The 22,509-nt window shown below is 71.4% G+C and carries 22 protein-coding genes; 14 read left to right on the top strand and 8 right to left on the bottom strand.

What is annotated here, in order from left to right:
• Window positions 1-13: 13 nt before the first annotated feature.
• The 4 genes from M2163_RS42715 to M2163_RS42730 all read right to left on the bottom strand — a co-directional run bounded on the left by M2163_RS42715 (window position 14) and on the right by M2163_RS42730 (window position 2,499).
• Window positions 14-739 (bottom strand): metallophosphoesterase, encoded by a 726-nt coding sequence (locus tag M2163_RS42715; RefSeq protein ID WP_280847485.1) that lies wholly within the window; start codon window positions 737-739, stop codon window positions 14-16.
• A complete protein-coding gene (locus M2163_RS42720) occupies window positions 736-1,005 on the bottom strand; it encodes a BON domain-containing protein (RefSeq protein ID WP_280847484.1) in 270 nt (89 codons plus the stop codon). The genes M2163_RS42715 and M2163_RS42720 overlap by 4 nt, the downstream gene beginning before the upstream one ends.
• Window positions 1,002-1,676, bottom strand: coding sequence for a nucleotidyltransferase family protein (locus M2163_RS42725; RefSeq protein ID WP_280847483.1), 675 nt, complete (start codon window positions 1,674-1,676; stop codon window positions 1,002-1,004). The genes M2163_RS42720 and M2163_RS42725 overlap by 4 nt, the downstream gene beginning before the upstream one ends.
• Before the next feature lie 226 nt (window positions 1,677-1,902).
• Complete coding sequence (locus tag M2163_RS42730; RefSeq protein WP_280847482.1) at window positions 1,903-2,499, bottom strand: 3'-5' exonuclease; 597 nt, start codon at window positions 2,497-2,499, stop codon at window positions 1,903-1,905.
• 263 nt (window positions 2,500-2,762) lie between these two features.
• On the opposite strand from M2163_RS42730, the gene M2163_RS42735 reads away from it, so the two are divergent.
• Both M2163_RS42735 and M2163_RS42740 read left to right on the top strand, forming a co-directional pair.
• A complete protein-coding gene (locus M2163_RS42735) occupies window positions 2,763-4,775 on the top strand; it encodes a DUF1996 domain-containing protein (protein WP_280897406.1) in 2,013 nt (670 codons plus the stop codon).
• A 271-nt stretch (window positions 4,776-5,046) separates the two neighbouring features.
• On the top strand, window positions 5,047-6,207 hold the full coding sequence (locus M2163_RS42740; protein ID WP_280896728.1) for a serine hydrolase domain-containing protein: 1,161 nt from the start codon (window positions 5,047-5,049) through the stop codon (window positions 6,205-6,207).
• 23 nt (window positions 6,208-6,230) lie between these two features.
• Here M2163_RS42740 and M2163_RS42745 read toward each other — a convergent pair whose 3' ends face one another.
• On the bottom strand, window positions 6,231-7,157 hold the full coding sequence (locus tag M2163_RS42745; protein ID WP_280896729.1) for a GNAT family N-acetyltransferase: 927 nt from the start codon (window positions 7,155-7,157) through the stop codon (window positions 6,231-6,233).
• 434 nt (window positions 7,158-7,591) lie between these two features.
• Here M2163_RS42745 and M2163_RS42750 point away from each other — a divergent pair, with 434 nt between their 5' ends.
• The 7 genes from M2163_RS42750 (at window position 7,592) to M2163_RS42780 (ending at window position 14,383) form a co-directional block, all read left to right on the top strand.
• Window positions 7,592-8,779 carry an ATP-binding protein gene (locus M2163_RS42750; RefSeq protein WP_280847479.1) on the top strand — a complete coding sequence of 396 codons (1,188 nt, stop codon included), beginning with the start codon at window positions 7,592-7,594 and terminating at the stop codon, window positions 8,777-8,779.
• Window positions 8,776-9,177, top strand: a complete 402-nt coding sequence (locus M2163_RS42755; protein ID WP_037713893.1) for a roadblock/LC7 domain-containing protein — start codon at window positions 8,776-8,778, stop codon at window positions 9,175-9,177. Before M2163_RS42750 ends, M2163_RS42755 begins: the two co-directional genes overlap by 4 nt.
• Entirely contained in the window at window positions 9,174-9,551 is a 378-nt protein-coding gene (locus M2163_RS42760) for a DUF742 domain-containing protein (protein WP_007386762.1), read from the top strand. The genes M2163_RS42755 and M2163_RS42760 overlap by 4 nt, the downstream gene beginning before the upstream one ends.
• Window positions 9,523-10,131, top strand: coding sequence for an ATP/GTP-binding protein (locus M2163_RS42765; RefSeq protein WP_280847477.1), 609 nt, complete (start codon window positions 9,523-9,525; stop codon window positions 10,129-10,131). Before M2163_RS42760 ends, M2163_RS42765 begins: the two co-directional genes overlap by 29 nt.
• A gap of 52 nt (window positions 10,132-10,183) precedes the next feature.
• Window positions 10,184-11,536, top strand: coding sequence for a cytochrome P450 (locus tag M2163_RS42770; RefSeq protein ID WP_280847476.1), 1,353 nt, complete (start codon window positions 10,184-10,186; stop codon window positions 11,534-11,536).
• A 172-nt stretch (window positions 11,537-11,708) separates the two neighbouring features.
• Window positions 11,709-13,376 (top strand): hypothetical protein, encoded by a 1,668-nt coding sequence (locus M2163_RS42775; RefSeq protein ID WP_280896730.1) that lies wholly within the window; start codon window positions 11,709-11,711, stop codon window positions 13,374-13,376.
• 35 nt (window positions 13,377-13,411) lie between these two features.
• Window positions 13,412-14,383: a phosphotransferase gene (locus M2163_RS42780; RefSeq protein WP_280896731.1), complete on the top strand. Its 972-nt coding sequence runs from the start codon at window positions 13,412-13,414 to the stop codon at window positions 14,381-14,383.
• 23 nt (window positions 14,384-14,406) lie between these two features.
• On the opposite strand, the gene M2163_RS42785 is transcribed toward M2163_RS42780, so the two are convergent.
• The 3 genes from M2163_RS42785 to M2163_RS42795 are packed head-to-tail and all read right to left on the bottom strand — an operon-like array spanning window position 14,407 to window position 17,756.
• Window positions 14,407-15,765: an MFS transporter gene (locus M2163_RS42785; RefSeq protein WP_280896732.1), complete on the bottom strand. Its 1,359-nt coding sequence runs from the start codon at window positions 15,763-15,765 to the stop codon at window positions 14,407-14,409.
• 42 nt (window positions 15,766-15,807) lie between these two features.
• Window positions 15,808-16,725 (bottom strand): amidohydrolase family protein, encoded by a 918-nt coding sequence (locus M2163_RS42790; protein WP_280896733.1) that lies wholly within the window; start codon window positions 16,723-16,725, stop codon window positions 15,808-15,810.
• A gap of 5 nt (window positions 16,726-16,730) precedes the next feature.
• On the bottom strand, window positions 16,731-17,756 hold the full coding sequence (locus M2163_RS42795) for an amidohydrolase family protein (protein ID WP_280896734.1): 1,026 nt from the start codon (window positions 17,754-17,756) through the stop codon (window positions 16,731-16,733).
• Between the two features lie 207 nt (window positions 17,757-17,963).
• Between M2163_RS42795 and M2163_RS42800 the strand changes: the two genes are divergently transcribed.
• From M2163_RS42800 to M2163_RS42820, 5 genes are all read left to right on the top strand, one after another.
• The gene (locus tag M2163_RS42800) at window positions 17,964-18,626 is read left to right on the top strand and encodes a response regulator transcription factor (RefSeq protein WP_280896735.1); all 663 of its coding nucleotides are present in this window, start codon (window positions 17,964-17,966) and stop codon (window positions 18,624-18,626) included.
• Between the two features lie 10 nt (window positions 18,627-18,636).
• Window positions 18,637-20,028, top strand: a complete 1,392-nt coding sequence (locus M2163_RS42805) for a HAMP domain-containing sensor histidine kinase (protein ID WP_280896736.1) — start codon at window positions 18,637-18,639, stop codon at window positions 20,026-20,028.
• Entirely contained in the window at window positions 20,025-21,005 is a 981-nt protein-coding gene (locus M2163_RS42810) for a TAXI family TRAP transporter solute-binding subunit (protein WP_280896737.1), read from the top strand. Before M2163_RS42805 ends, M2163_RS42810 begins: the two co-directional genes overlap by 4 nt.
• An 83-nt stretch (window positions 21,006-21,088) precedes the next feature.
• Window positions 21,089-21,517 (top strand): OsmC family protein, encoded by a 429-nt coding sequence (locus M2163_RS42815; protein WP_280896738.1) that lies wholly within the window; start codon window positions 21,089-21,091, stop codon window positions 21,515-21,517.
• A 20-nt stretch (window positions 21,518-21,537) separates the two neighbouring features.
• Window positions 21,538-22,494, top strand: a complete 957-nt coding sequence (locus M2163_RS42820; protein ID WP_280896739.1) for a helix-turn-helix domain-containing protein — start codon at window positions 21,538-21,540, stop codon at window positions 22,492-22,494.
• Window positions 22,495-22,509: the final 15 nt, after the last annotated feature.

The following is a 22,509-nucleotide window of genomic DNA, read 5'->3' on the forward strand; positions in this document are numbered from 1 at the left end:
CCGGTCGTGGTCCTCAGCCGGCGTGCAGGTGGTAGACGTTGAACGCCCGCCGGATCACGGGCTGGGCCACGTTCCGCACCCGCACGCCGCCGGCCGTCATCCCGTGCTCCGTGCCCGCGTGGGCGTGTCCGTGCACGCACAGGTCGGCCCCCGCGGTGTCGATCGCCTCGGCCAGCAGGTAGCTGCCGAGGAACGGGTAGATCTCCGGCGGCTCACCGGCGAGCGTGTCGGCGACGGGGGAGAAGTGCGTGAGTGCGACCCGCGTCTCGCAACCCTGCCGCCCCAGTTCCTCCAGCGCCGTACGCAGTCCGTCCGCGCAGCGCCGTGAGTACCGTACGAACTCCTTCATCAGCGGCTCGCCGAACTCGCCCGCGCTGCGGCCCACGAACCCGCCGCCGAACCCCTTGGTGCCGGCGACGCCCACGCGGGTGCCGCCGCACTCGACGACCGTGCCCTCGCCCTCCAGGACCCGGACACCGGCGTCCTCCAGGAGGGCCGTGACCTTCTCGGGCTGCTCGTCGTGGTGGTCGTGGTTGCCGAGGACCGCCACGACCGGCACCGGGAGGTCCCGCACCTCCTGGGCCACCACCCGGGCCTCCTCCGGTGTGCCGTGCCGGGTGAGGTCCCCGGCCAGCAGGAGCAGGTCGGCGCAGTCGGACAGGGTGTCGAAGGCGGGACGCAGCACGCCCTGGCTCTCGAGCCCCATGTGGATGTCCCCCACGGCGGCGACGCGGATCACGGCAGCTCCTCCGCATGATCGGGCGTGGCGGTCTCGGCCACCACCACGTCGGTGTGCACGGACAGCCCGGCCAACTCCTCGCGGACGGTGCGCAGGACGGTCTCCCGGCACTGGGCCGAGGGCACGGTGCCGGTGACCACGACCGCTCCGGCCCGCACCTCGGCGCGGACCCCCAGCTCGCCGAGTTCCTCCGCGGCGAGCCGGTCGCGCAGGTGGGCGACGCGGTACTCGATGTTCTCCCCGGACTCCGGGGCGGTCCCGCTCATGAGCGTTCCACCTCGCTCCTCGGCTCGATGACCCCCAGCCGTTCCAGGAAGTAGAAGAACGCGTCCGGCATCGGCGCGTCCCCGCAGCCCCGGCGTACGGCGTCCCAGTCGACCTTCTCCCGCAGCGCGCGGGCGATCGGCAGGACGGCACCGAAGTCGCAGTGGTGCTCGGAGAACGCGGACAGCAGGCTGTGCAGCAGGTCCGTCGGGGAGAGCACCGGCATGAACACCGAGTCCACCGACAGTTCGTCGGCGCGTGCCAGCAGTTCCGCGGTGACCGGCTGGTGGGCCAGTTCGAAGATCAGGTCGACCTGCTGGCCCATGCAGTCGGCCTTGAGCAGCCAGTCCTCCGGAGGGGTCCGGACCTCCAGACCCGCCTCGCGCAGGGTCTCGGCCACGGACTGCGCGTCCTCGGGGAGGATGGCGAAGTCGACGTCGTGCTGGAGATTCTGGGCGCCGCCGTGCGCGTACACGGCGACGCTGCCCGCGAGCGCGAACGGATGCCCTTCCCGTTTCAGGATCGCGCCGACCTGTTTGGCCGCTTCCAGGATCGCCTGGTTGCGGTCGACAGGCAGACTCGCGGCGAGCGCGTCGGCGGCGCTCCCCGTCGCCAGTCGGAGTCCGGCGGCGCCCCCGTGGCGGTCGACGTCCTCGTCGGCGTGCTGCGTCATCAGTGCCCCCTTCCTGGCCGGCCCGCATCCGAGGGGCCGTGACGGCGAGCCCCGAGTACCCGGGGCCGGGGGTTCGACACGGTGGTCCATCGGGGACGTGGGGAGGGGCTGCGGTGGGTCGATCGTCGTCTGCGGGCGGCTGGCGGCGAGCGCACGGTTCGCCGCGCCCCTGGGGCAGTGGTGCGGGGGCCGGCCGGGACGGGACGCGCCGCCCTGCGATCGCGGATCAGCCGTGAGCGGGAGGGCGGGGCTGCTGTTCCGAAGGCCAGCCGTTCCGCTCCGCCAGGTGCAGTACCAGGCCCGCGATGTTCCACGCGTCGTCCTCGCCGCGATGGTGGCGGCCCTCCAGGGGGAGCCCGGCGTGGGTGAGTGCCTGGGCCATGCCCGGGCGCTTGCGCAGGCCGTGCACCTCGGTGAAGACGGCCTTGGCGTTGGTGTGGCGGCGCCCGAAGGGATACGGCGTTCCCGTGGCCGCGCACTGCCGGGTGAACTGGTGACGGTCGTAGTCGCCCCAACTCGCCCACGGGCGCGTACCGCAGGCGTGGTCGCGGGCCAGCAGCCGGCAGGCGTCACCGAACGTCAGCCCCCGGTCGACCTCTTGCTGGGTGAGGCCGGTCAACTCCGTGCAGAAGGGGCTGACACGGGAACGGGCGGGCCGTACCAGGATCCGGTGCCGGCCGACGCGCTCGGCGGTGGACAGGTCCACGACCGTCAGCCCGATCTCGATGATCTCGCTGACCGCGCCCGGGGGAGGGGAGCCGGGCCAGCAGGTGGCTTCGACGTCCACCACGTTGAGGAGGTGCCCGGTGTCCTGGCTGGTCATGACGAGAACCGTAAGGGCGCAGATGGGGGCGAGTCATCTCGTTTTCCCTGTACGGAGGTTCGAGAGGGGTGGCGGAACCCGTTGTTCCGTATGAGAGTGCTGTGAATTTCCGAGGCGCTTGAACACAGGGGGCCCGCCGTCCGTATGGGGCGGGGGATTTGCATGCCCGGAGAGTCGACACGCGCAGGAGTAGTTCCGTGGGACGCAGCAATCGCAGACGACCGACAGGCGCACGACGTGCGACCTTCGCCGCAGTGGCCCTGATGCTCGGGGGTGGTGGCCTGGTCGCGGCGAACGTGTACGCCTCCGCCACCGAGAGCGGCACGCCGCAGCAGACATCGTGGGGAGCCGTGACGATCGACTGCCCGGACGTCGGGGACACGCTCACCAGCGTCCCGGACGAGTCACGGGCGGAGGTGGACAAGGAACTCGCCCTGCTCGACCAGCAGATAGCCGAGGCCTACCAGCAGTTGCAGGATCCGTCGGTGACGGACCGTGATTCCGCACAGAGCCGGATCGTCGACCCGCTCCAGGAGAACCGCGCCGACACGATCGAGCGCATCACCGCCGCCCTCGAACGCGCGGGAGGACAGCCCGACGGCCTCGGCGACATGGCCGGCTGCACCCTGCGCCAGACCGAGAACCAGAACGGCGACGGCCAGGACCAGGGAGACCAGCAGGGCGAAGGCCAGAACCAGGACGGCCAGCAGGGCGACGGCCAGGACCAGGGGGACCAGAACGGCGACGGCCAGGACCAGGGCGGTCAGCAGGGGAACGGCGGGCAGGCCGGCAACGGTCCCGTCGCCGCGGACTACGCCGACATCAACAGTGCCCCGCCCGCCGCACAGGCGCCGCCGGCTCAGGGCGACGCCTCCCGCGGCACCTTCGTCACCAGCTGCGGTGTGAACGCGAACGGCCTGTTCAACTCGGACAACGTCATCGTGGCCCCGGGCGTCTCCAACGGCGCCCACCACTTCCACGACTACATCGGCAACCAGTCCAACACCGCCTTCGCGAGCGACCAGGACCTGGCGAACGCCGAGACCAGCTGTGTCGACCAGGGCGACAAGTCCACGTACTACTGGCCCGTGATCCGGCTCCAGAACGGCGCGCAGGAGCAGGACGCCGACAAGCCCGGTGGCGGCATCGAGGGCAACGCCGGTGAGATCGTCACCCCGAAGGAGGTGACGCTGACGTTCGTGGGCAACCCCCGCAGCAAGGTCACCGCGATGCCCCGTCTGCTGCGCATCATCACCGGTGACGCCAAGGCCTTCGTCAACGGCACCGCCAACGCCAACGCGTCCTGGAGCTGCACCGGGTTCGAGGACCGGCAGCTGAAGGACAAGTACCCGCTGTGCCCGCAGGGCAGTGACGTGGTGCGCACCTTCAAGTTCCAGAGCTGCTGGGACGGCCGTAACATCGACAGCGCCAACCACCGCACCCACGTGGCGTTCGCCCAGAACGACGGCACCTGCCCGAACGGCTTCCAGGCCATTCCGCAGCTGGTCCAGCGGATCGTCTACGACGTCGACGCGCCGAGCCTGAACGACGGCGGCCGCACGACCCCGCTGTTCGCGGTCGACTCCTTCCCGGAGCAGCTGCACAAGCCCGTCACCGATCACGGCGACTTCATCAACGTCTTCGACGAGAACCTGATGAACGAGATGGTCGGCTGCATCAACGACGGCCGTGAGTGCGGCGCGGGCACGGGCCAGGACGACCCGGGCAACGGCGGCGACAACGGGAACGGCGACAACGGCGACAACGGGGACAACGGGAACGGCGACAACGGGGACAACGGCGACGGTGGCGGCTCCGCCCCGGACCCCGGCGCCACCCAGAACCCGGGTGACGGCAACGGCGACGGCAACGGCGGCAACGGCGACGGCAACGGTTCCGAGGACACCCCCGGAACCGGCGACGAGCCGCAGCAGCAGCCGACCCGGACCGCCGAGGCCCCCGCGGGCGACGAGCAGACGACCGCCCCGGCCGACAACGAGCCGAAGACCTACAGCTCACCCACCGCCCACAGCACGACCGCCCCTTCGCCCGGAACCGGCAATGATCAGGCGGCCCAGCCCGCTCCGCAGGACGGCACCAGCACGGAGGCCGCCGGTGCCGTCGCCCAGCCCCCGCTCGCCGCGCAGCCCGCGGCCCAGGGCGACCAGGGCAGTCTCGCCGAGACCGGCACCCAGATGTGGCCGGCCGCACTCGGCGCGGTCCTCCTGATCGCCGGGTTCGTTCTCCTGCGCCGCACCAGCCGCCGCTCCATGTGACGGGGACCGGCGCGAACACCTAGCGAAGTGGCTGTCCGCCGTGTGATTCCAGCGGCGGGCAGCCACTTCTTCCATTCGGGCAGAAGGGCAGAGGGCAGAAGGGCAGAAGGCGCCGGCGCCGGATGCGTCGAGCGCCTGACGCGGCCCACATGGCAGCTCGAAATCGACGTGGTTATGGTGGGTGTGGGAAACCGAATTCGGACCGTACCTCCGGCGGGGTGAATTCACGGCACGAGTCCGTGGCTCTGCGTCCCCACTTCCGGGAGCCCCCATGTCTCTACGTCGATCCCGTCTGCGAGCGGCCACCGTCCTGGCGGCCTGCATCACCGCGCTGGCCCCGGCGACGGCTGGTGCCACCGAATCGCCGGGTGACCAGTCGCTCCAGCGTCAGCTCGACGCCTTCGTGAACCGCACGGGCGGGCCGCCCGGGGCCGTCGCCGTCCTGCGGACCGAGAACGGCACGCGGGTCGTGCGCGCCGGGGTCGCCGACGTCGGCACGGACCGCCGGCCCGGCCCCGACGACCACATGCGCATCGCCAGTACGGCCAAGGCGTTCAGCGGGGCGGTGGCCCTCACCCTGGTCGACCGCCGTGCTCTGCGCCTGGACGACACCCTGGGCGAGCGGCTGCCCCAACTCCCCGACGCCTGGGCGTCAGTGACGCTCGGTCAACTCCTCGGCCACACCAGCGGTCTGCCGGACTACTCCAAGAGCGACGGGTTCGTGGACGAGCTGCGGGCCGACCCCCTGCACCACTTCGACTCCCGGCACCTGCTCGACTACATCGCCGACGACCCCCTGCTCTTCAAGCCGGGCACGCAGTACCGCTACTCGAACTCGGACAACATCGCCGTGGCGCTCATGGCGGAGGCGGTGACGCACAAGCCGTACGAGGAACTGCTGCGCGACCTCGTGTACGCGCCGCTGGGGCTGGAGTCCACCAGCCTTCCGCAGGGCAACCGGATGCCGGAGCCCTACCTGCACGGCTACGACGTCAGCCAACCCGCCACCCCGCAGGACGTCAGCGAGGTCATCGGCATGTCGGGCGTCTGGGCCTCCGGAGGCATCGTCTCCACCCCGGCCGACATGACCCGCTTCATCCGGGGCTACGCGGCCGGACGGCTGTACGGCCGGACGGCCGTCGAGCAGCAGCGGCAGTGGGTCGAGGGCGCGTCCGAACCGGCCGGACCGGGCCGCAACTCGGCGGGCCTGGCCGTCTTCCGGTACGAGACGCGATGCGGTGTCGTCCTGGGGCACACCGGTAACACGCTCGGATATACGCAGTTGATCGCGGCCACCCCCGACGGTCGCCGTTCTCTGACCTTCTCGGTGACCGCCCAGATCACGCAATCCTCGGACGCGCAGGGGCTGCAGAGAATGCGGGCACTTCAGGAGAACTTCGTCTGCGCGTTGTTGCGCGACAGGAATCGATAAGGTTTTCCCGCGGCGTTCACTTTTCAGTCCAGCACGATTTCCCAGGTGTCGACGGCGTAATGGACCGACATTCCGTTCCGTGCGTACAACGCGGGGGCTCCGGTGGCGTTCTCGGTGTCCACGCCCAGTCCCACGGTGTCCCGCCCGCGGGCCGCGAACGCCGCGAAGGCCTGCCGCAGCAGCAGTCCGCCGAGGCTGCGGCCGCGGGCCTCGCGGACGACGCCGAGGCTGCGGATCCAGCCCATGGCCTCGCGGTCGTCGCGGGCGATGAGGAAACCGACGTCCCCGAGGTCCTCGGTGGAGACCAGCCACACCAGCGACCAGTCGAGCCGGTCCGCGTGGATGTCGGCCAGCCACTGTGCGTACGAGCGCGGCTGGAAGTCGAAGTGTTCGGCGAAGGCGCTCTGGTAGAGGGCGTACACCTGCTTCTGGTCCGCCTCGTCGGCGCAGGCCCGCACCCGCACGCCCGCGGGGAGCTCGGGCGGCAGGTCCTCATCGGCCCGCAGCGCCCGCTCCAGCACGTGATAACGGCGTACGGCCGACCATCCGCGGGCCCGTATCAGTGCGAGGTCGGTCGTGGGCGCCGAGTTGAGGTGCAGGTGGAGCACGGCCTTCGAGGCGCCGTTCGCCCGGGCCTTCTCCAGTGCCCGGGTCTCGACCGCCTCCAGGAGGAGCTCGCCGGCCTGCTGGTGGTCGGGAAGGACGTAGTGGTCGGCGTCGACGCGCTCGCCCTTCGAGTCGTCCCAGACCAGGGCGTAGGCCACCAGGCGTGGTCCGTCGAAGGCCAGCCAGGAGTCACGGTCGAGGTCGACTTCGGGGTGGGCCAGGTCGGACTCCACCGTGTGCAGGTCGGTCTCGGGCCGCCCGATCTCGATCCGGTCGATCTCGTTGAGCAGGTCGGTGACGGCTGACGCGTCGGTGGGCGCGGCAGCGCGCAGGAGATAGGGCATGGGGCAAGGGTCGGGGGCGGGCGCGCCGGCCGCAAACGAGTTTTCCGTGAGCGGGGCGGGGCGTTCTCACGACCTTGGTAGGCTGCGGCAGTTGATCATGGAAGAGGGGTCCGACCAGGGGATCCGTGCGGCCGCCCGGGCGGCGGCCACCGCCCTGGGCCGACAGCCGATGAGGCGTTTGCGGGATCTTTGTGGAGGGTCGTCAAGTGTGGCGCGCGGTACGCCTGTTGACACTGTGATGGCTGATAAGATCATTACACTTTTCAGTAGGCTGATGACGCGTCATACGCGCGTACGGGGGACAGCCAAATCGGCCCCATCGTGAAGGAGTGACGGTTGGTCCGCCGGTAGGGCCCGCGCCGCACGGCGGCGGGCATTTCCGGGGTCCCATGCACGGTCAGTCTCCCGACGCGAGGCGACTTGAAGAGAGTCTCATGACGTCATTGTTCGAAGATCCACTCCTGTGGATCCTGCTCGTGGTACTCATCGCTGCGATATTCGCAGTGATGCGCGCACGGAGAACCAACATCCAGCTCCGCGCGAACAACAACAAACTGCACGGCGACATGGCGAGCGTGCGAGGTCAGCTCGCCGAGCTCCAGACGACCTACTCGTCGGTGAGCGCACGGCACACCGCGGACCTGGAAGAGGTGCGCAAGGACGCCGAGTCGGCGACCAAGGCGACCCTGAAGTCGGCCGTCGGCACCCTGGCGACCCTCGCCGAGGAGCAGCTGGCCCTGCTCGACGGACTCCAGCAGAAGTACGGCGACGACAACGCGGTCCTCGCCGACCTGATGCTCGTCGACCACACCGGCAGCCAGTTCAGCCGCCGTACCAAGGGCATCTCGGTGCTCTGCGGCGGCTGGCTCGGCCGGCGTGACCGGGACGCCTCGGTGTACGACGTCGCCCGCAGCGCCCAGGGTCGGATCCGCGACTTCGAGCGGGTCAAGGTCCACTCGCAGGCCAATGTCGCGATCACCAGCCGGGCGGTCGAACCGGTCGCCATGGTCCTGGCCGAACTGCTGGACAACGCCACCAAGTACAGCGCCCCCGGCACCCCCGTCGAGATCAACATCCAGGCCGTCCCCACCGGGATCTGCCTGATCGTCGACGACGCCGGTCTCGGCATGGACCAGGAGACCAAGGCACGGGCCGCGTCCCTGCTGACCTCCGGCGGAGCCGTGGACATCACGAGCCTGGGCGACCCGCCCAAGTTCGGCTTCGCGCTCTCCGGGAAGCTCGCCGCCCACTACGGCTTCCACGTGTCCGTCGACGCGGTCTCCCCCTACGGCGGTGTGCGGGCCGTGATCCGGGTGCCCGAGAACCTCCTGACGGCGGACGTGCCCGCACCGGCCCCCGTCGAACTCGACGAGCACGCGAGCGAGCCCGTCGCGGCCAAGCCGACCCCGGTCACCTCCCTCGTCGTCGGGCAGACCGCCGGAGGCCTGCCCAAGCGCCGTCGCCGCCGCAACGGCACCGTCTCCGTGGTCGCCACCCCCAGCACGGAGGTGCCCGACCTGGACGCGGCCGGCGAGGAGACCGCCTCACGGCTCAAGGCATTCGCTCGCGGAACCCTGCTCGGGCGGGACTCAGACAACACGGAAGGACCTCAGAACCAGTGAATCCCGACCTGTCGTGGGTGTTGAACGACGTGCTCGAGGTACGCGGAGCCCGCCACGCCATCCTCGTCTCGGCGGACGGCCTGCTGATGCAGCGCTCCGACGGCATCGTCCGTGACGACGCGGAACGGAACGCCGCCGCGATGAGCTCCCTGCAGTCCCTGTGCCGCAGCGTCGCCCCCTTCGTGGGCGGTGGCAAGGGCCTGTGGAAGCAGACACTGATCGAGTTCGACGGCGGATGGATCTTCCTCATCGCCGGGGGCAGCGGCTCCTACCTCGCCGTGTCGACCGCCCTGGACGTGGACATGGAGGCCATGTCGATCCGGATGCAGAAGACGGTGGGCGCGCTGACCAAGGCGATGAGCGCCACGCCGCGCCAGCACACCGGCGCAGACGCATGACCTGGCCAGGCGAGGACGCTCCGGTAACCAGCGACTTCGTCCGCTCCTACGTCATCACGGGCGGCCGTCGTCTCCCCTCCGACGACGACCTGGCCCTGCACACGCTGGTGTGCCTGGCCCCCGACCGGACCCTGCCGCTCGGGGCCGGTCCCGAGGTCCGGGCGATCTGGGAGCTCTGTTCGGGCGGCTATCTGTCGGTCGCCGAGGTCGCCGGGCATCTGGGACTGCCCGTCGGCGTGGCCCGACTGCTGCTGTCCGATTTATTCGAGCAGGGGCACCTCCTGCGCCGCGCTGAACCGGCCCCCGCCCAGCACGTTCCCCGAGCGATACTCGAGAAGGTTCTGCATGGACTCGAAACCCTCAACATCGGCTGACCCCGGGGCGAACGGCTCCATATACGTCTCCTCCGAGGTGACCACCGCCGCGAAGATCCTGGTCGTCGGACACTTCGCCGTGGGCAAGACGACCTTCATCGGGTCCCTGTCGGAGATCACTCCTCTGCGCACCGAGGAGAAGATGACCCAGGCGTCCATGCACGTCGACGACCTGCGCGGGGCACCGGAGAAGGCGACCACCACCGTGGCGCTGGACTTCGGCCGGCTGACCCTCAGCGACGAGCTGGTGCTGTACCTGTTCGGCACCCCCGGACAGCAGCGCTTCATGCAGCTGTGGGAGGACATGGCCCGCGGCGCGCTCGGCGCCCTGCTCCTGGTCGACCCCTCCCGGCTGGAGGAGACGTTCCCGGTCATCGACCTGATCGACGAGTACGGCCTCGAGTACGCGATCGCCGTCAACACCTTCTCGCAGACCAGCCACTTCGAGGAGGAGGAGATCCGCGAAGCCCTCGACCTGCTCCCGGACACCCCGGTCATCTACTGCGACGCCCGCGACCAGCGCTCCTCCGCCCGCGCCCTGATCGCCCTGGTGCGCCACCTGCTCGACCGCGCCGCCTGAACCACCACCCCCCGCCCGGACCGCACGGTCCGGGCCACCAAAGGACACAGACATGGACGTTCACGACACGGCCGCCACCGGTGCGGCCAGATGCCCCATGTACGACGGCTCCTTCGCCGCCGACCCGCAGAAGGTCTACGACTACCTCCGGGCGCACGGCCCCGCCGGACCGGTCGAACTGGCCCCCGGCGTCGACGCCACCCTGGTCGTCGACCACGAGACCGCCCTGCGCGTGCTCCAGAACCCCAACCTGTTCGCGCGCGACGGCCGCCGCTGGACCGCCCTCAACGACGGCCGGGTGCCCCTCGACAGCCCCGTCCTGCCGATGATGGCCTACCGGCCCAACTGCCTGTTCACCGACGGCGCCCAGCACCTCAGGCTGCGCAAGGCGGTCACCGAGAGCCTCGACCGCCTCAACGTCACCCGCATCCGCCGCGACGTCGAGCCGATCGCCGCCTACCTCATCGACCAGTTCAGCGAGCGGGGCCGGGCGGACCTGATCAACGACTACGCCAAGCTGCTGCCGCTGCTGATGATCAACAAGCTGTTCGGCTGCCCCGCGGCCATCGGCGACCGGGTCACCAGCGCCATGGCCGACATGTTCGACGGCAAGGACGCGCTCAAGGCCAGCGACGAACTCACCGCCTGCTTCATGGAGCTGGTCTCCCTCAAGCGCCGCGAACCCGGCGACGACATCACCTCCTGGCTCGTACAGCACCCCGCCGGCCTCAGCGACGAGGAGCTCAAGGACCAGCTGGTGATGCTGATCGGGGCCGGCGTGGAGCCCGAGCGCAACCTCATCGCCAACGCCCTGCTCCTGCTCCTGGACCGGGACGGTGGGGACGGCCCGAGCATGCAGATCGAGGACGCCCTCGACCACGTCCTGCTCAACAACCCGCCCATCGCCAACTACGCGACACACTTCCCGCTCCAGGACGTCGACCTCGGCGGAGTGGTGGTTCAGGCGAACTCCCCCCTGGTCATCAGCTTCGCCGGGGCCAACAGCGACCCCGCGCTCGCCTCCTCGGGCCAGGCCCACAGCCGCGGCGCCCACCTGGCCTGGGGTGCGGGACCGCACGCCTGCCCGGCCAAGAGCCCCGCCCAGGTCATCGCGGTCACGGCCATCGAGCTGATCCTCAACGCGCTGCCCGACCTGGTCCTGAGCGTCCCGGCCCAGGAACTGCAGTGGCGTCCCGGCCCGTTCCACCGCGCCCTGGCCACCCTTCCCGTGCAGTTCAGCCCCACCCCGGCCACCCGGATGGCCTCGGCGTACGGCGTGCCCACCGCGCCCCGCCCGACCGTCGTCCAGCAGCCCCAGCAGGCGGCGCGCGTCCCCGCGCCCGCAGCGCAGAAGCCGGCCAAGAAGGGCTTCTGGAGCAGCTTCCTCGAGATCTTCCGTGTGTGACGGCTTAGCACCGCCCGACCGGTGCCGGAGAGGGGACTCACGACCGCACAAGTCTCCTCTCCGGCACCTGCGTTCGTTCGGGGGACGTAACGCCTCCCACGCGCCCGAAAGGCCCTCCTTCGGGGCAGAATCGACTCCCCGACAGCACAGCGCGCAGTGCGAGGAGCGGCTCATGGAGTACTACGACCTCGGCTCCCACGGCCGGCCCGTCAGCACCGACTCCGCCGAGGCCCAGCTCTGGTTCGACCGCGGCCTGGTGTGGACGTACGCCTTCCACCACGAGGAGGCCGTGGCCTGCTTCGAGAAGGCGGCCGCCGCCGACCCGGACTGTGCGATGGCCCACTGGGGCATCGCCTACGCGCTGGGCCCCAACTACAACAAGCCCTGGGAGTTCTTCGACGACCGTGACCTGGCCCGGACCGTCGAGCGCACCCACGCGGCCGTCGAGTCGGCGCACGAGAAGGCTGCCGTCCGGGCCACCGTGGTGGAGCGGGCCCTGATCGGCGCCCTGCGCGCCCGTTACCCGCAGGCCGAGCCCGCCGAGGACTGCGCGGTGTGGAACCCGCCGTACGCCGACAGCATGCGGGCCGTCCACGAACTCGCCCCGGACGACGCGGACGTGGCCGCCCTGTACGCGGACGCGCTGATGAACCTCACGCCCTGGCAGCTGTGGGACCTGCGCACCGGCGAGCCCGCCGCCGGCGCCCGCACCCGCGAGGCCCGGGCCGTCCTGGAACGATCGCTCGCCGGCGTCACCGGCCGCACCCACCCGGGCGTGCTCCACCTCTACGTCCACCTCATGGAGATGTCACCCACGCCGGAACTGGCCCTTCCCGTCGCGGACCGGCTGCGCGGCCTGGTCCCGGACGCCGGGCACCTCCTGCACATGCCCTCGCACCTGGAGGTGCTGTGCGGCGACTACCGGCGGGTGGTGGCGGACAACAGCGCCGCGATCGCCGCCGACGAGAAGGCCCTGGAGCGGGGCGGAGCGATGAACTTCTACACGCTCTACCGCTCGCACAACCACCACTTCAAGATCTACGGGGCGATGTTCCTGGGCCAGTCGCAGACCGCCCTGGAGGCCGCCGCGCAGCTGGAGGCGTCCATCCCGGAGGAGCTGCTGCGGGTGGAGAGCCCGCCCATGGCCGACTGGCTGGAGGCCTTCCTCGCGATGCGCGTCCACGTCCTGATCCGCTTCGGCCGCTGGGCGGACATCCTGGACCTCCCGCTGCCCGCCGACCCGCGCCTGTACTGCGTGACGACCGCGATGCTCCACTACGCCCGGGGCGTGGCCTGCGCCGCCCTCGGCCGCATCACCGACGCCGAGCGCGAGCGCGCCCTGTTCCACCGCGCGGCCGGCGAGGTCCCCGGGACCCGGATGCTCTTCAACAACACGTGCGCCGACATCCTGGCGATCGCCTCCGCGATGCTGGACGGCGAACTCGCCTACCGCAAGGGCGAGTTCGACCTCGCCTTCGCGGCGCTGGAACGGTCGGTCGCACTGGACGACAACCTCCCCTACGACGAACCGTGGGGCTGGATGCAGCCCACCCGCCACGCCTACGGTGCCCTCCTGCTCGCACAGGGGCGCATCGCCGAGGCGGAGGCCGTCTACCGCGCCGACCTCGGCCTCGACGACAGCCTCCCGCGCCCGCTCCAGCACCCGGGCAACGTGTGGGCGCTGCACGGCCTCCACGAATGCCTGGTCCGCGGGAACAAGCACGGGGAGGCCCGGATCGTCGCCCAGCAGTTGCGGATCGCCGCCGCGCTGGCCGACGTACCGGTCGAGGCCTCCTGCTTCTGCCGCCTGGACACCGGCGCGCCGGACTGCTGCGAATAGGCTTCGTCAACTGGCCGACGAGGACGGGGACGTGCATGCGGAACACGGGCGCGTTCATCGCGGACGCCTACGGACTGGGTGCGGGAACCTGGACGATGACGCCCGTCGCCCGCGGCGCCCTGGGACAGATCTGGAAGCTGTCCGGGAACGGCACCGCGTGGGCGGTGAAAGAACTGCTCTTCGAGAAGGACGAGCCGGACGTCGGCGCCGAGTCCGCCCTGCGGGACGCGGCCGGGACGCTGGGCGTGTCCGCGCCCCGTCTGCTGCCCGACCGCACCGGCGCCCGTGTCGTACGGCTTCCCGAAGGCTCCTGGACGAAGCTGTACGACTGGGTCGACGGCACCCCTGCCGACCCGTCGGACCCGGAGCTCCTGAGCTGGTGCGGCCGCACGCTCGCCCTCCTGCACCGGGCGGGCGAGGGCGCGAGCGGGACTCCGAGCGGCTGGTACGAGGAGTGCCCCCGGGACGTCGCATGGGCCGAACTCCTGGAGAAGGCCGAGCGTGCGGGCCTGCCGTGGGTGCGGGAGCTGGGAGCCTTCGTCGCCACGACCGCGGCGGAACTGGGACGGCACGTGTCGCCGTCGGCCCCCGGCGACGTGGTGACCTCCCATCTCGACATGCGGCCGCACAACGTCCTGGTCGGCGCCGACGGGCCGGTCCTCCTCGACTGGGACAACGCCGGACCCGTCTCGGCCGAGCGGGAACTCGCCCGTGCCCTGTACGTGTGGTCGGGCGGCGAGGACCTGGACACCGAGGCGGCGCGGCGCATCGTACGGGCCTACCGGGCGGCGGGAGGCCGGGCGGTCGTGAAAGGCGTGGACGCCTTCTCGATGCTGTTCGCGACCTTCCTCAACTACGTGTACGTGCAGGCCGGCTGCGCGGTCGATCCGGCGGTCATCGACGAGCAGCGCGCGTTCGCGAGCCGCGAGACCGCGCATCTGCTCGGCTGCCGGCCGGACGCGGCCACCGTGCTCCGGCTGACGGAGGCGGTGGATGCGGAGTGGTGATCCCGTCCGCCCCCCCCGTGGCCTCAGCCGGCCACGCGCTCCCGCAGGGGCTGATCCGACGGCACGCGCTTCGGCCGGGTGCGCGGGCCGAAGGCGGCCAGGACGATCGCGCCCGCCAGCCAGGTGCCCGCGATGAAGTAGAAGACGCTCTGGTAGCCGTGGCCGTTGTAGAGGGCCGCGACGATCAGGGGTCCGGCGGCGTTCGACAGGCGTCCCAGGCCGTAGGACACGCTGGTGCCCAGGGAACGGCCCCGGGTGTCGAACAACTCGGGGGAGTAGGCGTAGCCGAGGGCCGTGTAGCCGCGCTCGAAGAGGTTCACCAGGAAGCCGAACACCACGATGAGCAGCGGGTTGAAGGTCAGTCCGTACAGCAGACCGCACAGCGCGATGACCGTGCCGAAGGCGACCAGGCACCACTTGCGTTCGAACCGGTCGGTGACCAGGGCGGCGAGACAGGAGCCCAGCGGGGCGCCGACGGTGGTGAGGGCGACGTAGAAGACGGACTTCTCCACGCTGAAGCCCTCCTTGGCCAGCAGGGTGGGAGCCCAGCTGGAGTAGCCGAAGAAGCCGATGGTCTGGGTCACCCACAGCACGGTGAGCAGCAGGGTCGGCATCAGGTACTTCCGCTGGAGCAGCACCCGCAGCGAGGCCTTGGCCGCCGGGGCCTCCTCGACGGGCGGCGCCGGCTCGGGCAGCGGGCCCTTCTCGGCGGCGACGCGTGTCTCGATCTCCCGCAGGACCGCGTCCGCGGCGTCGTGGTCGCCGCGGCTCTCCAGCCAGCGCGGCGACTCCTTGAGGTGCCGCGTGAACAGGACGAGCAGCAGACCCAGCGAGCCCCACAGGTAGACCAGCCGCCACGACCAGTCGCTCAGCGGCACGACCGCGCTCGCGATGAGGTTGGTGGCCGGGGTGCCGCAGATCCCGATGACGATGGCGTACGCCTGGAACTTCCCGCGGACGGCCGACGGGTACATCTCGTTGACGTAGATCACCGCCACGACGGTCATCGCCGCCAGCCCCGCGGAGGTCAGGACGCGGAACACGCCCAGCGAGGCGAGGTCCCAGGAGAACGCCGAGGCGAACGAGAACACCCCGAAGAACAGGGTGGTCAGCAGCAGGGTCCGCTTGCGGCCCCACCGGTCGGCCATGGTCCCGGCGACGACGGAACCGATGAACATGCCGACGAACGACAGGGACGTGACGTAGGCGATCCGGTCGACGGTGAGGCCCCACAGGTCGATCAGCTTCGGGGCGGTGGTGGCGAAGGTGTTGATGTCGGCGAACTCGAAGAAGTACGCGAACGACACGGCGAGCAGGGTGACTTTGTGGAAGCGGGAGACCGGCAGCCGGTCCAGCCGGTTCAGCGCGTTGGCTCGTTGCATGTGCGGCCCTTGTCGGAGTGGGAGGGGAAGGCGGGGACGTCCTCAGGCCTCGTCGGGCCAGTACAGGCGCGTCGGGTTGTCGACCAGCAGCCGCCGCTGCTGCTCCTCGGTGGGCGCGAGGTGCGGGATGTGGTCGACGAGGAGCCCGTCGTCGGGCATGTGGTCGGTGAGGTTGGGGTGCGGCCAGTCGGTGCCCCACAGCACCCGGTCGCCGAACTCCTCGACGACCCGTCGGCCGAAGGGCACGACGTCGGTGTAGGCGTTGCGCTGACCGTCGAGGGCGGCGGGACCGGTGACGCTGAGGCGCTCGGGGCAGGTGACCTTCACCCACACGTCGTTGGCGTCGACGAAACGCAGGAAGCGGCTGAACTCCGGGCCGTCCACGGGCTGGGTGACGTCCGGCCGGCCCATGTGGTCCACCACGAGCGGTGTGGGCAACGAGGCGAAGAACCCTTCGAGTGCGGGCAGGTCGGCGCTCTCGAAGTACAGGACGACGTGCCAGCCGAGCGGGGCGATCCTCTCGGCGATCGCGCGCAGGTCGTCCTCGGGTGAGGCGTCCACCAGCCGCCGGACGAAGTTGAACCGCACACCGCGTACGCCCGCCGAGTGGAGGGCTTGGAGTTCGGCCGCGTCGACGTCGGGCCGTACCGTCGCGACGCCCCGTGCGCGGTCCCCGGCAGCGCGGACGGCGTCGACCATGGCGCTGTTGTCGGCACCGTGACAGGTGGCCTGCACGACCACGTTGCGCCTGATGCCCAAGTGGTCGCGCAGCGCGAAGAGTTGCTCCTTGCCGCCGTCGCAGGGCGTGTACTTGCGTTCCGGCGCGAACGGGAACCGCGCCTGCGGGCCGAAGACATGGCAGTGGGTGTCGACGGTGCCGGCCGGGAGCCGGAAGGAGGGGACGGTCGGGTCCGGGTGCCAGTCGAGCCAGCCGGGGGACTTGGGGGAGAGCAGGTGCATCCGGATCAGCGCCCCTGTCGCCGCAGCAGGGCGTCCAGCCGCGGGTACACGGCACGCGCGTTGTGCTCCTGGACGGCGGCCAGGTCGTCGGCGGGCAGCTTCGCGGCCTCGGCGTAGCGGCCGGTGTCGTCGAAGTGGTGGCCGGTGCACGGGTCGACGTCCCGGACGGCGCCGATCATCTCCGACGCGAACAGGATGTTCTTCGCGGGGACCACGTCGAAGAGCAGGTCGATGCCGGGCTGGTGGTACACGCAGGTGTCGAAGAAGACGTTGCCCAGGACGTGCTCCTCCAGCGGGGGTTTCCCCAGTGCCATCGCCAGGCCCCGGAAGCGCCCCCAGTGGTAGGGGACCGCTCCGCCGCCGTGCGGGATGACCAGCCGCAGGGTCGGGAAGTCGGTGAAGAGGTCGCCCTGGACGAGCTGCATGAACACCGTGGTGTCGGCGTTCAGGTAGTGGGCGCCCGTGGTGTGGAAGGCGGGGTTGACGCTCGTGCTGACGTGCACCATCGCCGGGATGTCGTACTCGACCATCTTCTCGTACACCGGGTACCAGGAGCGGTCGGTGAGCGGGGGAGCGGTCCAGTGGCCGCCGGAGGGGTCGGGATTGAGGTTCACCGCGACGGCGCCGTACTCCTCGACGCAGCGGATCAGCTCAGGGACGCAGGTGGCGGGGTCGACGCCGGGGGACTGCGGGAGCATCGCGGCGGGCGCGAACCGCTGCGGGTACAGGGCGGCTATGCGGTGGCAGAGCTCGTTGCAGACGGCGGCCCACGCGGCGGAGGTTTCCAAGCCGCCGATGTGGTGGGCCATGAAGGACGCGCGGGGCGAGAAAACCGTGAGGTCGATGCCGCGTTCGTCCATCAGCCGCAGCTGGTTCGGCTCGACGCTCTCCCGCAGCTCGTCGTCGCCGATCCGCAGGTCGGACGGGGCCGGGGCGGCGGTCCGCTCGCCCAGCGCGGCGATCTGCCGGGCCCGCCACGCCTCCAGCGCCGGGGGCGCGGTCGTGTAGTGGCCGTGACAGTCGATGATCATGTGCTGCTACCTCCGTCATACGGTGTCGTCGTCGACGGGAGCAGCGTCGGACCAGGTCGGAGGCGTCGGGAGACCGCCCGGCGCAGAACTAACGTCTCCTTAACAGAGCGGCGGAGCGCACCGGAAGGTGGTCTACATTCGGACCCGGACCCATGCCTTCCGGACATGGGCGAGGCCGCGGCGGATGCAGGAGAGGAGGCGGGCGGCGTGGACATACTCCTGGCCGAGGACGACGACGGAGTGGCCGCCGCCCTGGTGGAGGTGCTCTACGACCACGGGCACGTCACCCGGCGGGTGCGGTACGGCCGGGACGTCCTGACCTATCACCGCAGCGCAGATCTGCTCCTCCTCGACCTGGGCCTGCCGGACACCGACGGCCTGGACGTGCTGCGCCGGCTGCGGACGGTGAGCGACATGTCCGTGGTCGTGCTCACCGCACGCGGCGACGAGCGCTCCGTCGTGCGCGGGCTGCGGCTCGGCGCCGACGACTACCTCGTCAAGCCGGTCCGCCTCAAGGAGCTCCTCGCCCGTATGGAGGCCGTCACCCGCCGCAGCGTGGCCCGTGGCGGCCCGCCGTCCCTGCCCACGGTCCGGGTCGGTGACGTGGAGGTCGACCTGGACGCCCGCCGGGTCCGGGTGGCCGGGTCGGGGATCCAGCTGACCACCAAGGAGTTCGACGTCCTCGCCGTCCTCGCCGCCAGGGCGGGCACCGCCGTCAGCCGCGAGCAGCTGCTGGACGAGGTGTGGGGTGACGCCTACCAGTCCGTCTCCCGCTCGCTCGACGTGCACCTCACTCAGCTGAGGACCAAGCTGGGGCGCCCCGACCTGCTCACCACGATCCGCGGCTTCGGCTACCGCTTCGGCGACTGAGGAACCGCACGTGCGTACCAGGGTCCAGGCCGTGCTGCTGATGTTCGGGGTGCTCGCGGTGGCCGCGTTCGCCGTCCCGCTGCTGCTGTTCACCGCCTCCGACCGCACCCAGCAGCTCGTCCTCGCCCGCAGTTCCGACCTCGACCGCTTCGCCTCCCTCATGGACCAGGCCGCCCGTACCGGAGACACCTCCGCGCTCACCGCGGAGGCCCGCCGCTACACCCAGCTCTACGGCGAACCCCTCGTGGTCACCGACACCCGCCGCCGCCCGGTCGTCGAGACCGGTGGCATGCGGGCTTCGGACCCCGGGGTGGCGCGGCTGGTCGCCGCGGCCCTGCGCAACCAGACCGCGCACCCGACCGGCTCGCTGCATCCCTGGTCACGGGGCCACCGGATGTTCGCCGAACCCGCAGGCACCGGCACCCAGGTCTCCGGAGCGGTCGTGCTGCGTGCCTCGGTCGGCACGGCGGCGGACGACATCACCTGGCGGTGGAGCGCCGTGCTGGCCGGCACCGCCCTGGTCGCGCTGGCCTGCACGGTCCTCGCCCGGGCCGCGACCCGCTGGGTGGTCAGCCCCCTGCGCCGCCTCGACCGCGCCGTCGGTCAACTGGCCGCGGGCCTGCCGCCCGACCAGACCCGGGCCGGCGGGCCGCCGGAACTGCGTCTGCTGGCGACCGGCTTCAACCGGATGGCGAGCGCGGTCACCGCCGCCCTGGAACAGCAGCGACGGCTCGTCGCCGACACCTCCCACCAGATGCGCAACCCCATGGCCGCCCTCCGGCTGCGGGTGGACGCCCTCTCCGCCCACCTGCCCGCCTCGGCGGACCGCACCTATCAGGGCGTCACCACGGAACTCGAACGGCTCGAGACCCTTCTCGACGACATGCTCACCCTCGCCACCGCCGAGCACCGCGCCGGGGAACTCACGGTCACCGACCCCCTCGACGCCCGCTGCGACGCCGCCGAGGTCGCCCTCACCCAGCACCGGTTGTGGCACCCGGTGGCCCACCGGGCAGGCGTCGACCTGACCGTCACGGCCGGCACTCCCGCCTCAGCGGCCTGCACCGACCGCGAACTGGCCCAGATCACGGACGTCCTCGTCGACAACGCCATCAAGTACGCGGGACCCGGCGCCCACGTCGAACTGCGCTGCACCACCGAGGGCCCGCACACCGTCATGACCGTCACCGACGACGGCCCCGGCCTCACCCCCGACGAGCTCCGGCAGGCCACCACCCGCTTCTGGCGCTCGGCCCGCCAGAACGGCACCTCCGGCACCGGACTGGGCCTCGCCATCGCCGAACAGCTCCTGGCCGGAAGGGGCGGCCGCCTCGAACTGACCCCGGCACACCCGCGCGGCCTGACGGCCAGAGCGGTTCTGCCGGGCGGAGGATCCCGGTGAACCGCCGCACCGCACTGCGTGCCGCCCTCGGCCTCACCGCCGCCGCGGCCCTCGGCGGCGCCCTGACCGGCGACACCTCCTCCCGGCGCCCCGGCCCACACGGTGTCCTGCGGCTGGCCACCGGTGAACCCACCGCGTTCTACGCCGCCTTCGGCCGCCTCCTCGCCGCCGAACTGGAATTCTCTTACCCGGGCCTGAGCTGCCGCATCCGCACCACCGCGGGCAGCATCACCAACATCGAGCTCATCCGTGACGGCCGGGCGGACCTCGCCCTGGTCCTCACCGACACGGCCCGCGCGGCCCAGGACACCGCGCTCTTCCCCCGTCCGGTGCCCCTGCGCGCGATCGGACGGGTCTACGAGACCTACCTCCAGTTCGCCGTCCGTGCCGACGCCCCGGTGCGCTCGGTGGCCGACCTCGCAGGTCATCCCGTCTCGCTCGGTGCTCCCGGGTCGGGCGCCGCCCTGCTCGGCGAACGCCTCCTGAACGCCGCCGGCCTCACCCCGGGGACCGACCTACCGGTACGCCACCTGCGGCTGGCCGACGCGGCCCGCCAGCTGCGCGCCGGATCCGTCGCCGGACTGCTCGTCGCGGGCGGCGTACCGTTGCCCACCCTGACGGACCTCGACGCGGACCCCGGGCTGCGGTTCCTCCCCCTGGCCGGTCAGCTGCCCGGCGTCGCGGGTCCCGGGGGTCTCGCCGCTTCCGGACTCGAGGAAGTGGAACTCCCGCAGGACGCCTACCGGGCCTCCGCCGGTGTCGCCACCATCGGCGTGTCCAACCTCCTCGTCTGCCGCCCCGACCTCGCCCCCGAGACCGCCGAGGCCCTCACCCGCCTCCTCGTCCTGCGGGCCCCGGCCTTCGTGCCCGAGGGTGCCGTCGGCGCCCAGTTCCTCGACGTCCGCAGCCTGATCGGCACGGGCAGCATCCCCCTGCACCCCGGGGCGGTCGAGGCGTACCGGTCGCTGCACGGGTGAGGCGGGGCGTCCTGAACCCGGGCGTGCCGACAGGGTCCGGGGCCCGTGGGCGCCGTTCGGCGCCCCGCACTAATGTCCTCGTCATGAGCGAAAACTCCGCGCGGTCCGTCACCGTCGAGCGCACCAGCACCGGCCACTTCGTCGCCACCAACATCCGGGGCGGCACGATCAGCTTCGGCACCGGTTCCGACAGCGAGTTCACCCCGGTCGAACTGTTCCTCGCCGCCCTCGGCGGCTGCACGGCGGTGGACGTGGACCTCGCCACCACCCGTCACGCCGAGCCCGACGCGTTCACGGTCGAGGTGAGCGGCAACAAGGTCGCCGACGAGCTCGGCAACCGGCTGACCGACCTCGCGGTCACCTTCACCGTCACCTTCCCGGACGGCGAGGGCGCGGACCGGGCCCGCACGATCCTGACCCGGGCGGTGAAGACCTCCCACGACCGCCTGTGCACGGTCAGCCGCACGGTCGAGATCGGCACGCCGGTCACCGCGCGGGTCGAGGACGCCTGACCTCTGCGTAGCCTGTCCCCGTGTCAGCCTCCCGCCTCCGCCGTGTCGCCGTGCTCATCCTCGAAGGCGCGAAACCCCTGGACGTGGGCATCCCCGCGCAGGTGTTCACCACGCGCGCGAGCATGCCGTACGAGGTACGGCTGTGCGGCGCGGCACCCGGGCTGGTGAGCGGCGGGGACGGGCTGTCGTACCACGTCGCCCACGGTCTGGAGGCGCTGGCGTGGGCGGATCTCGTCTTCATCCCCGGCTACCGGTTCCCGGATCGGGAGGATCCGCCGTCGGCCGTCGTCGAGGCACTGCTCGCCGCGCACGGCAGGGGCGCGCGGCTGGCCGCCATCTCGACGGGCGCCTTCGCGCTGGCCGCGACCGGCCTGCTCGACGGGCGGCGCGCCACGACCCACTGGCACTACACGAGGGCGCTCGCGGCGAAGCATCCTCTGGTCCGGGTCGACGAGAACGTCCTGTTCGTCGACGAGGGCACCGTGCTGACCTCGGCCGGCGCCGCCTCCGGCATCGACCTGTGCCTGCACGTCCTGCGCGGCGACCTCGGGGTCGCCGCCTCCAACCACGCCGCCCGGCGCCTGGTCGCGGCCCCCTACCGCAGTGGCGGTCAGGCGCAGTACGTGCCGCGCAGCGTGCCCGAACCCCTCGGCGAGCGCTTCGCGGCCACCCGGGAATGGGCCCTGCGCCGACTCGACGAACCCCTCACCCTCGACGTCCTCGCGCGGCAGGCCGCGGTCTCGCCGCGCACGTTCTCACGCCGTTTCGTCGAGGAGACCGGGTACACGCCGATGCAGTGGGTCATGCGCGCCCGCATCGACATGGCCCGCGAGCTGCTGGAGCGCTCCGAGCGGAGCGTCGAGCAGATCGCCACCGACGTCGGGCTCGGGACCGGCGCGAATCTGCGGACACACTTCCAGCGGATCCTGGGGACGACGCCGAGCGAGTACCGGCGCACCTTCACCCGGGGCGAGTAGTCCCTCCCCGCCCCG

The organism is Streptomyces sp. SAI-135 (genome assembly GCF_029893805.1).
Taxonomy (GTDB): Bacteria; Actinomycetota; Actinomycetes; order Streptomycetales; family Streptomycetaceae; genus Streptomyces.

Bases quoted from the DNA above. Each gene is read 5' to 3' on its own strand.
- M2163_RS42720 (WP_280847484.1), bottom strand. From the start codon at position 1,005: ATGAGCGGGACCGCCCCGGAGTCCGGGGAGAACATCGAGTACCGCGTC.
- M2163_RS42725 (WP_280847483.1), bottom strand. From the start codon at position 1,676: ATGACGCAGCACGCCGACGAGGACGTCGACCGCCACGGGGGCGCCGCC.
- M2163_RS42730 (WP_280847482.1), bottom strand. From the start codon at position 2,499: ATGACCAGCCAGGACACCGGGCACCTCCTCAACGTGGTGGACGTCGAA.
- M2163_RS42735 (WP_280897406.1), top strand. From the start codon at position 2,763: ATGCTCGGGGGTGGTGGCCTGGTCGCGGCGAACGTGTACGCCTCCGCC.
- M2163_RS42740 (WP_280896728.1), top strand. From the start codon at position 5,047: ATGTCTCTACGTCGATCCCGTCTGCGAGCGGCCACCGTCCTGGCGGCC.
- M2163_RS42745 (WP_280896729.1), bottom strand. From the start codon at position 7,157: ATGCCCTATCTCCTGCGCGCTGCCGCGCCCACCGACGCGTCAGCCGTC.
- M2163_RS42750 (WP_280847479.1), top strand. From the start codon at position 7,592: ATGACGTCATTGTTCGAAGATCCACTCCTGTGGATCCTGCTCGTGGTA.
- M2163_RS42760 (WP_007386762.1), top strand. From the start codon at position 9,174: ATGACCTGGCCAGGCGAGGACGCTCCGGTAACCAGCGACTTCGTCCGC.
- M2163_RS42765 (WP_280847477.1), top strand. From the start codon at position 9,523: ATGGACTCGAAACCCTCAACATCGGCTGACCCCGGGGCGAACGGCTCC.
- M2163_RS42770 (WP_280847476.1), top strand. From the start codon at position 10,184: ATGGACGTTCACGACACGGCCGCCACCGGTGCGGCCAGATGCCCCATG.
- M2163_RS42775 (WP_280896730.1), top strand. From the start codon at position 11,709: ATGGAGTACTACGACCTCGGCTCCCACGGCCGGCCCGTCAGCACCGAC.
- M2163_RS42780 (WP_280896731.1), top strand. From the start codon at position 13,412: ATGCGGAACACGGGCGCGTTCATCGCGGACGCCTACGGACTGGGTGCG.
- M2163_RS42785 (WP_280896732.1), bottom strand. From the start codon at position 15,765: ATGCAACGAGCCAACGCGCTGAACCGGCTGGACCGGCTGCCGGTCTCC.
- M2163_RS42790 (WP_280896733.1), bottom strand. From the start codon at position 16,725: ATGCACCTGCTCTCCCCCAAGTCCCCCGGCTGGCTCGACTGGCACCCG.
- M2163_RS42795 (WP_280896734.1), bottom strand. From the start codon at position 17,756: ATGATCATCGACTGTCACGGCCACTACACGACCGCGCCCCCGGCGCTG.
- M2163_RS42815 (WP_280896738.1), top strand. From the start codon at position 21,089: ATGAGCGAAAACTCCGCGCGGTCCGTCACCGTCGAGCGCACCAGCACC.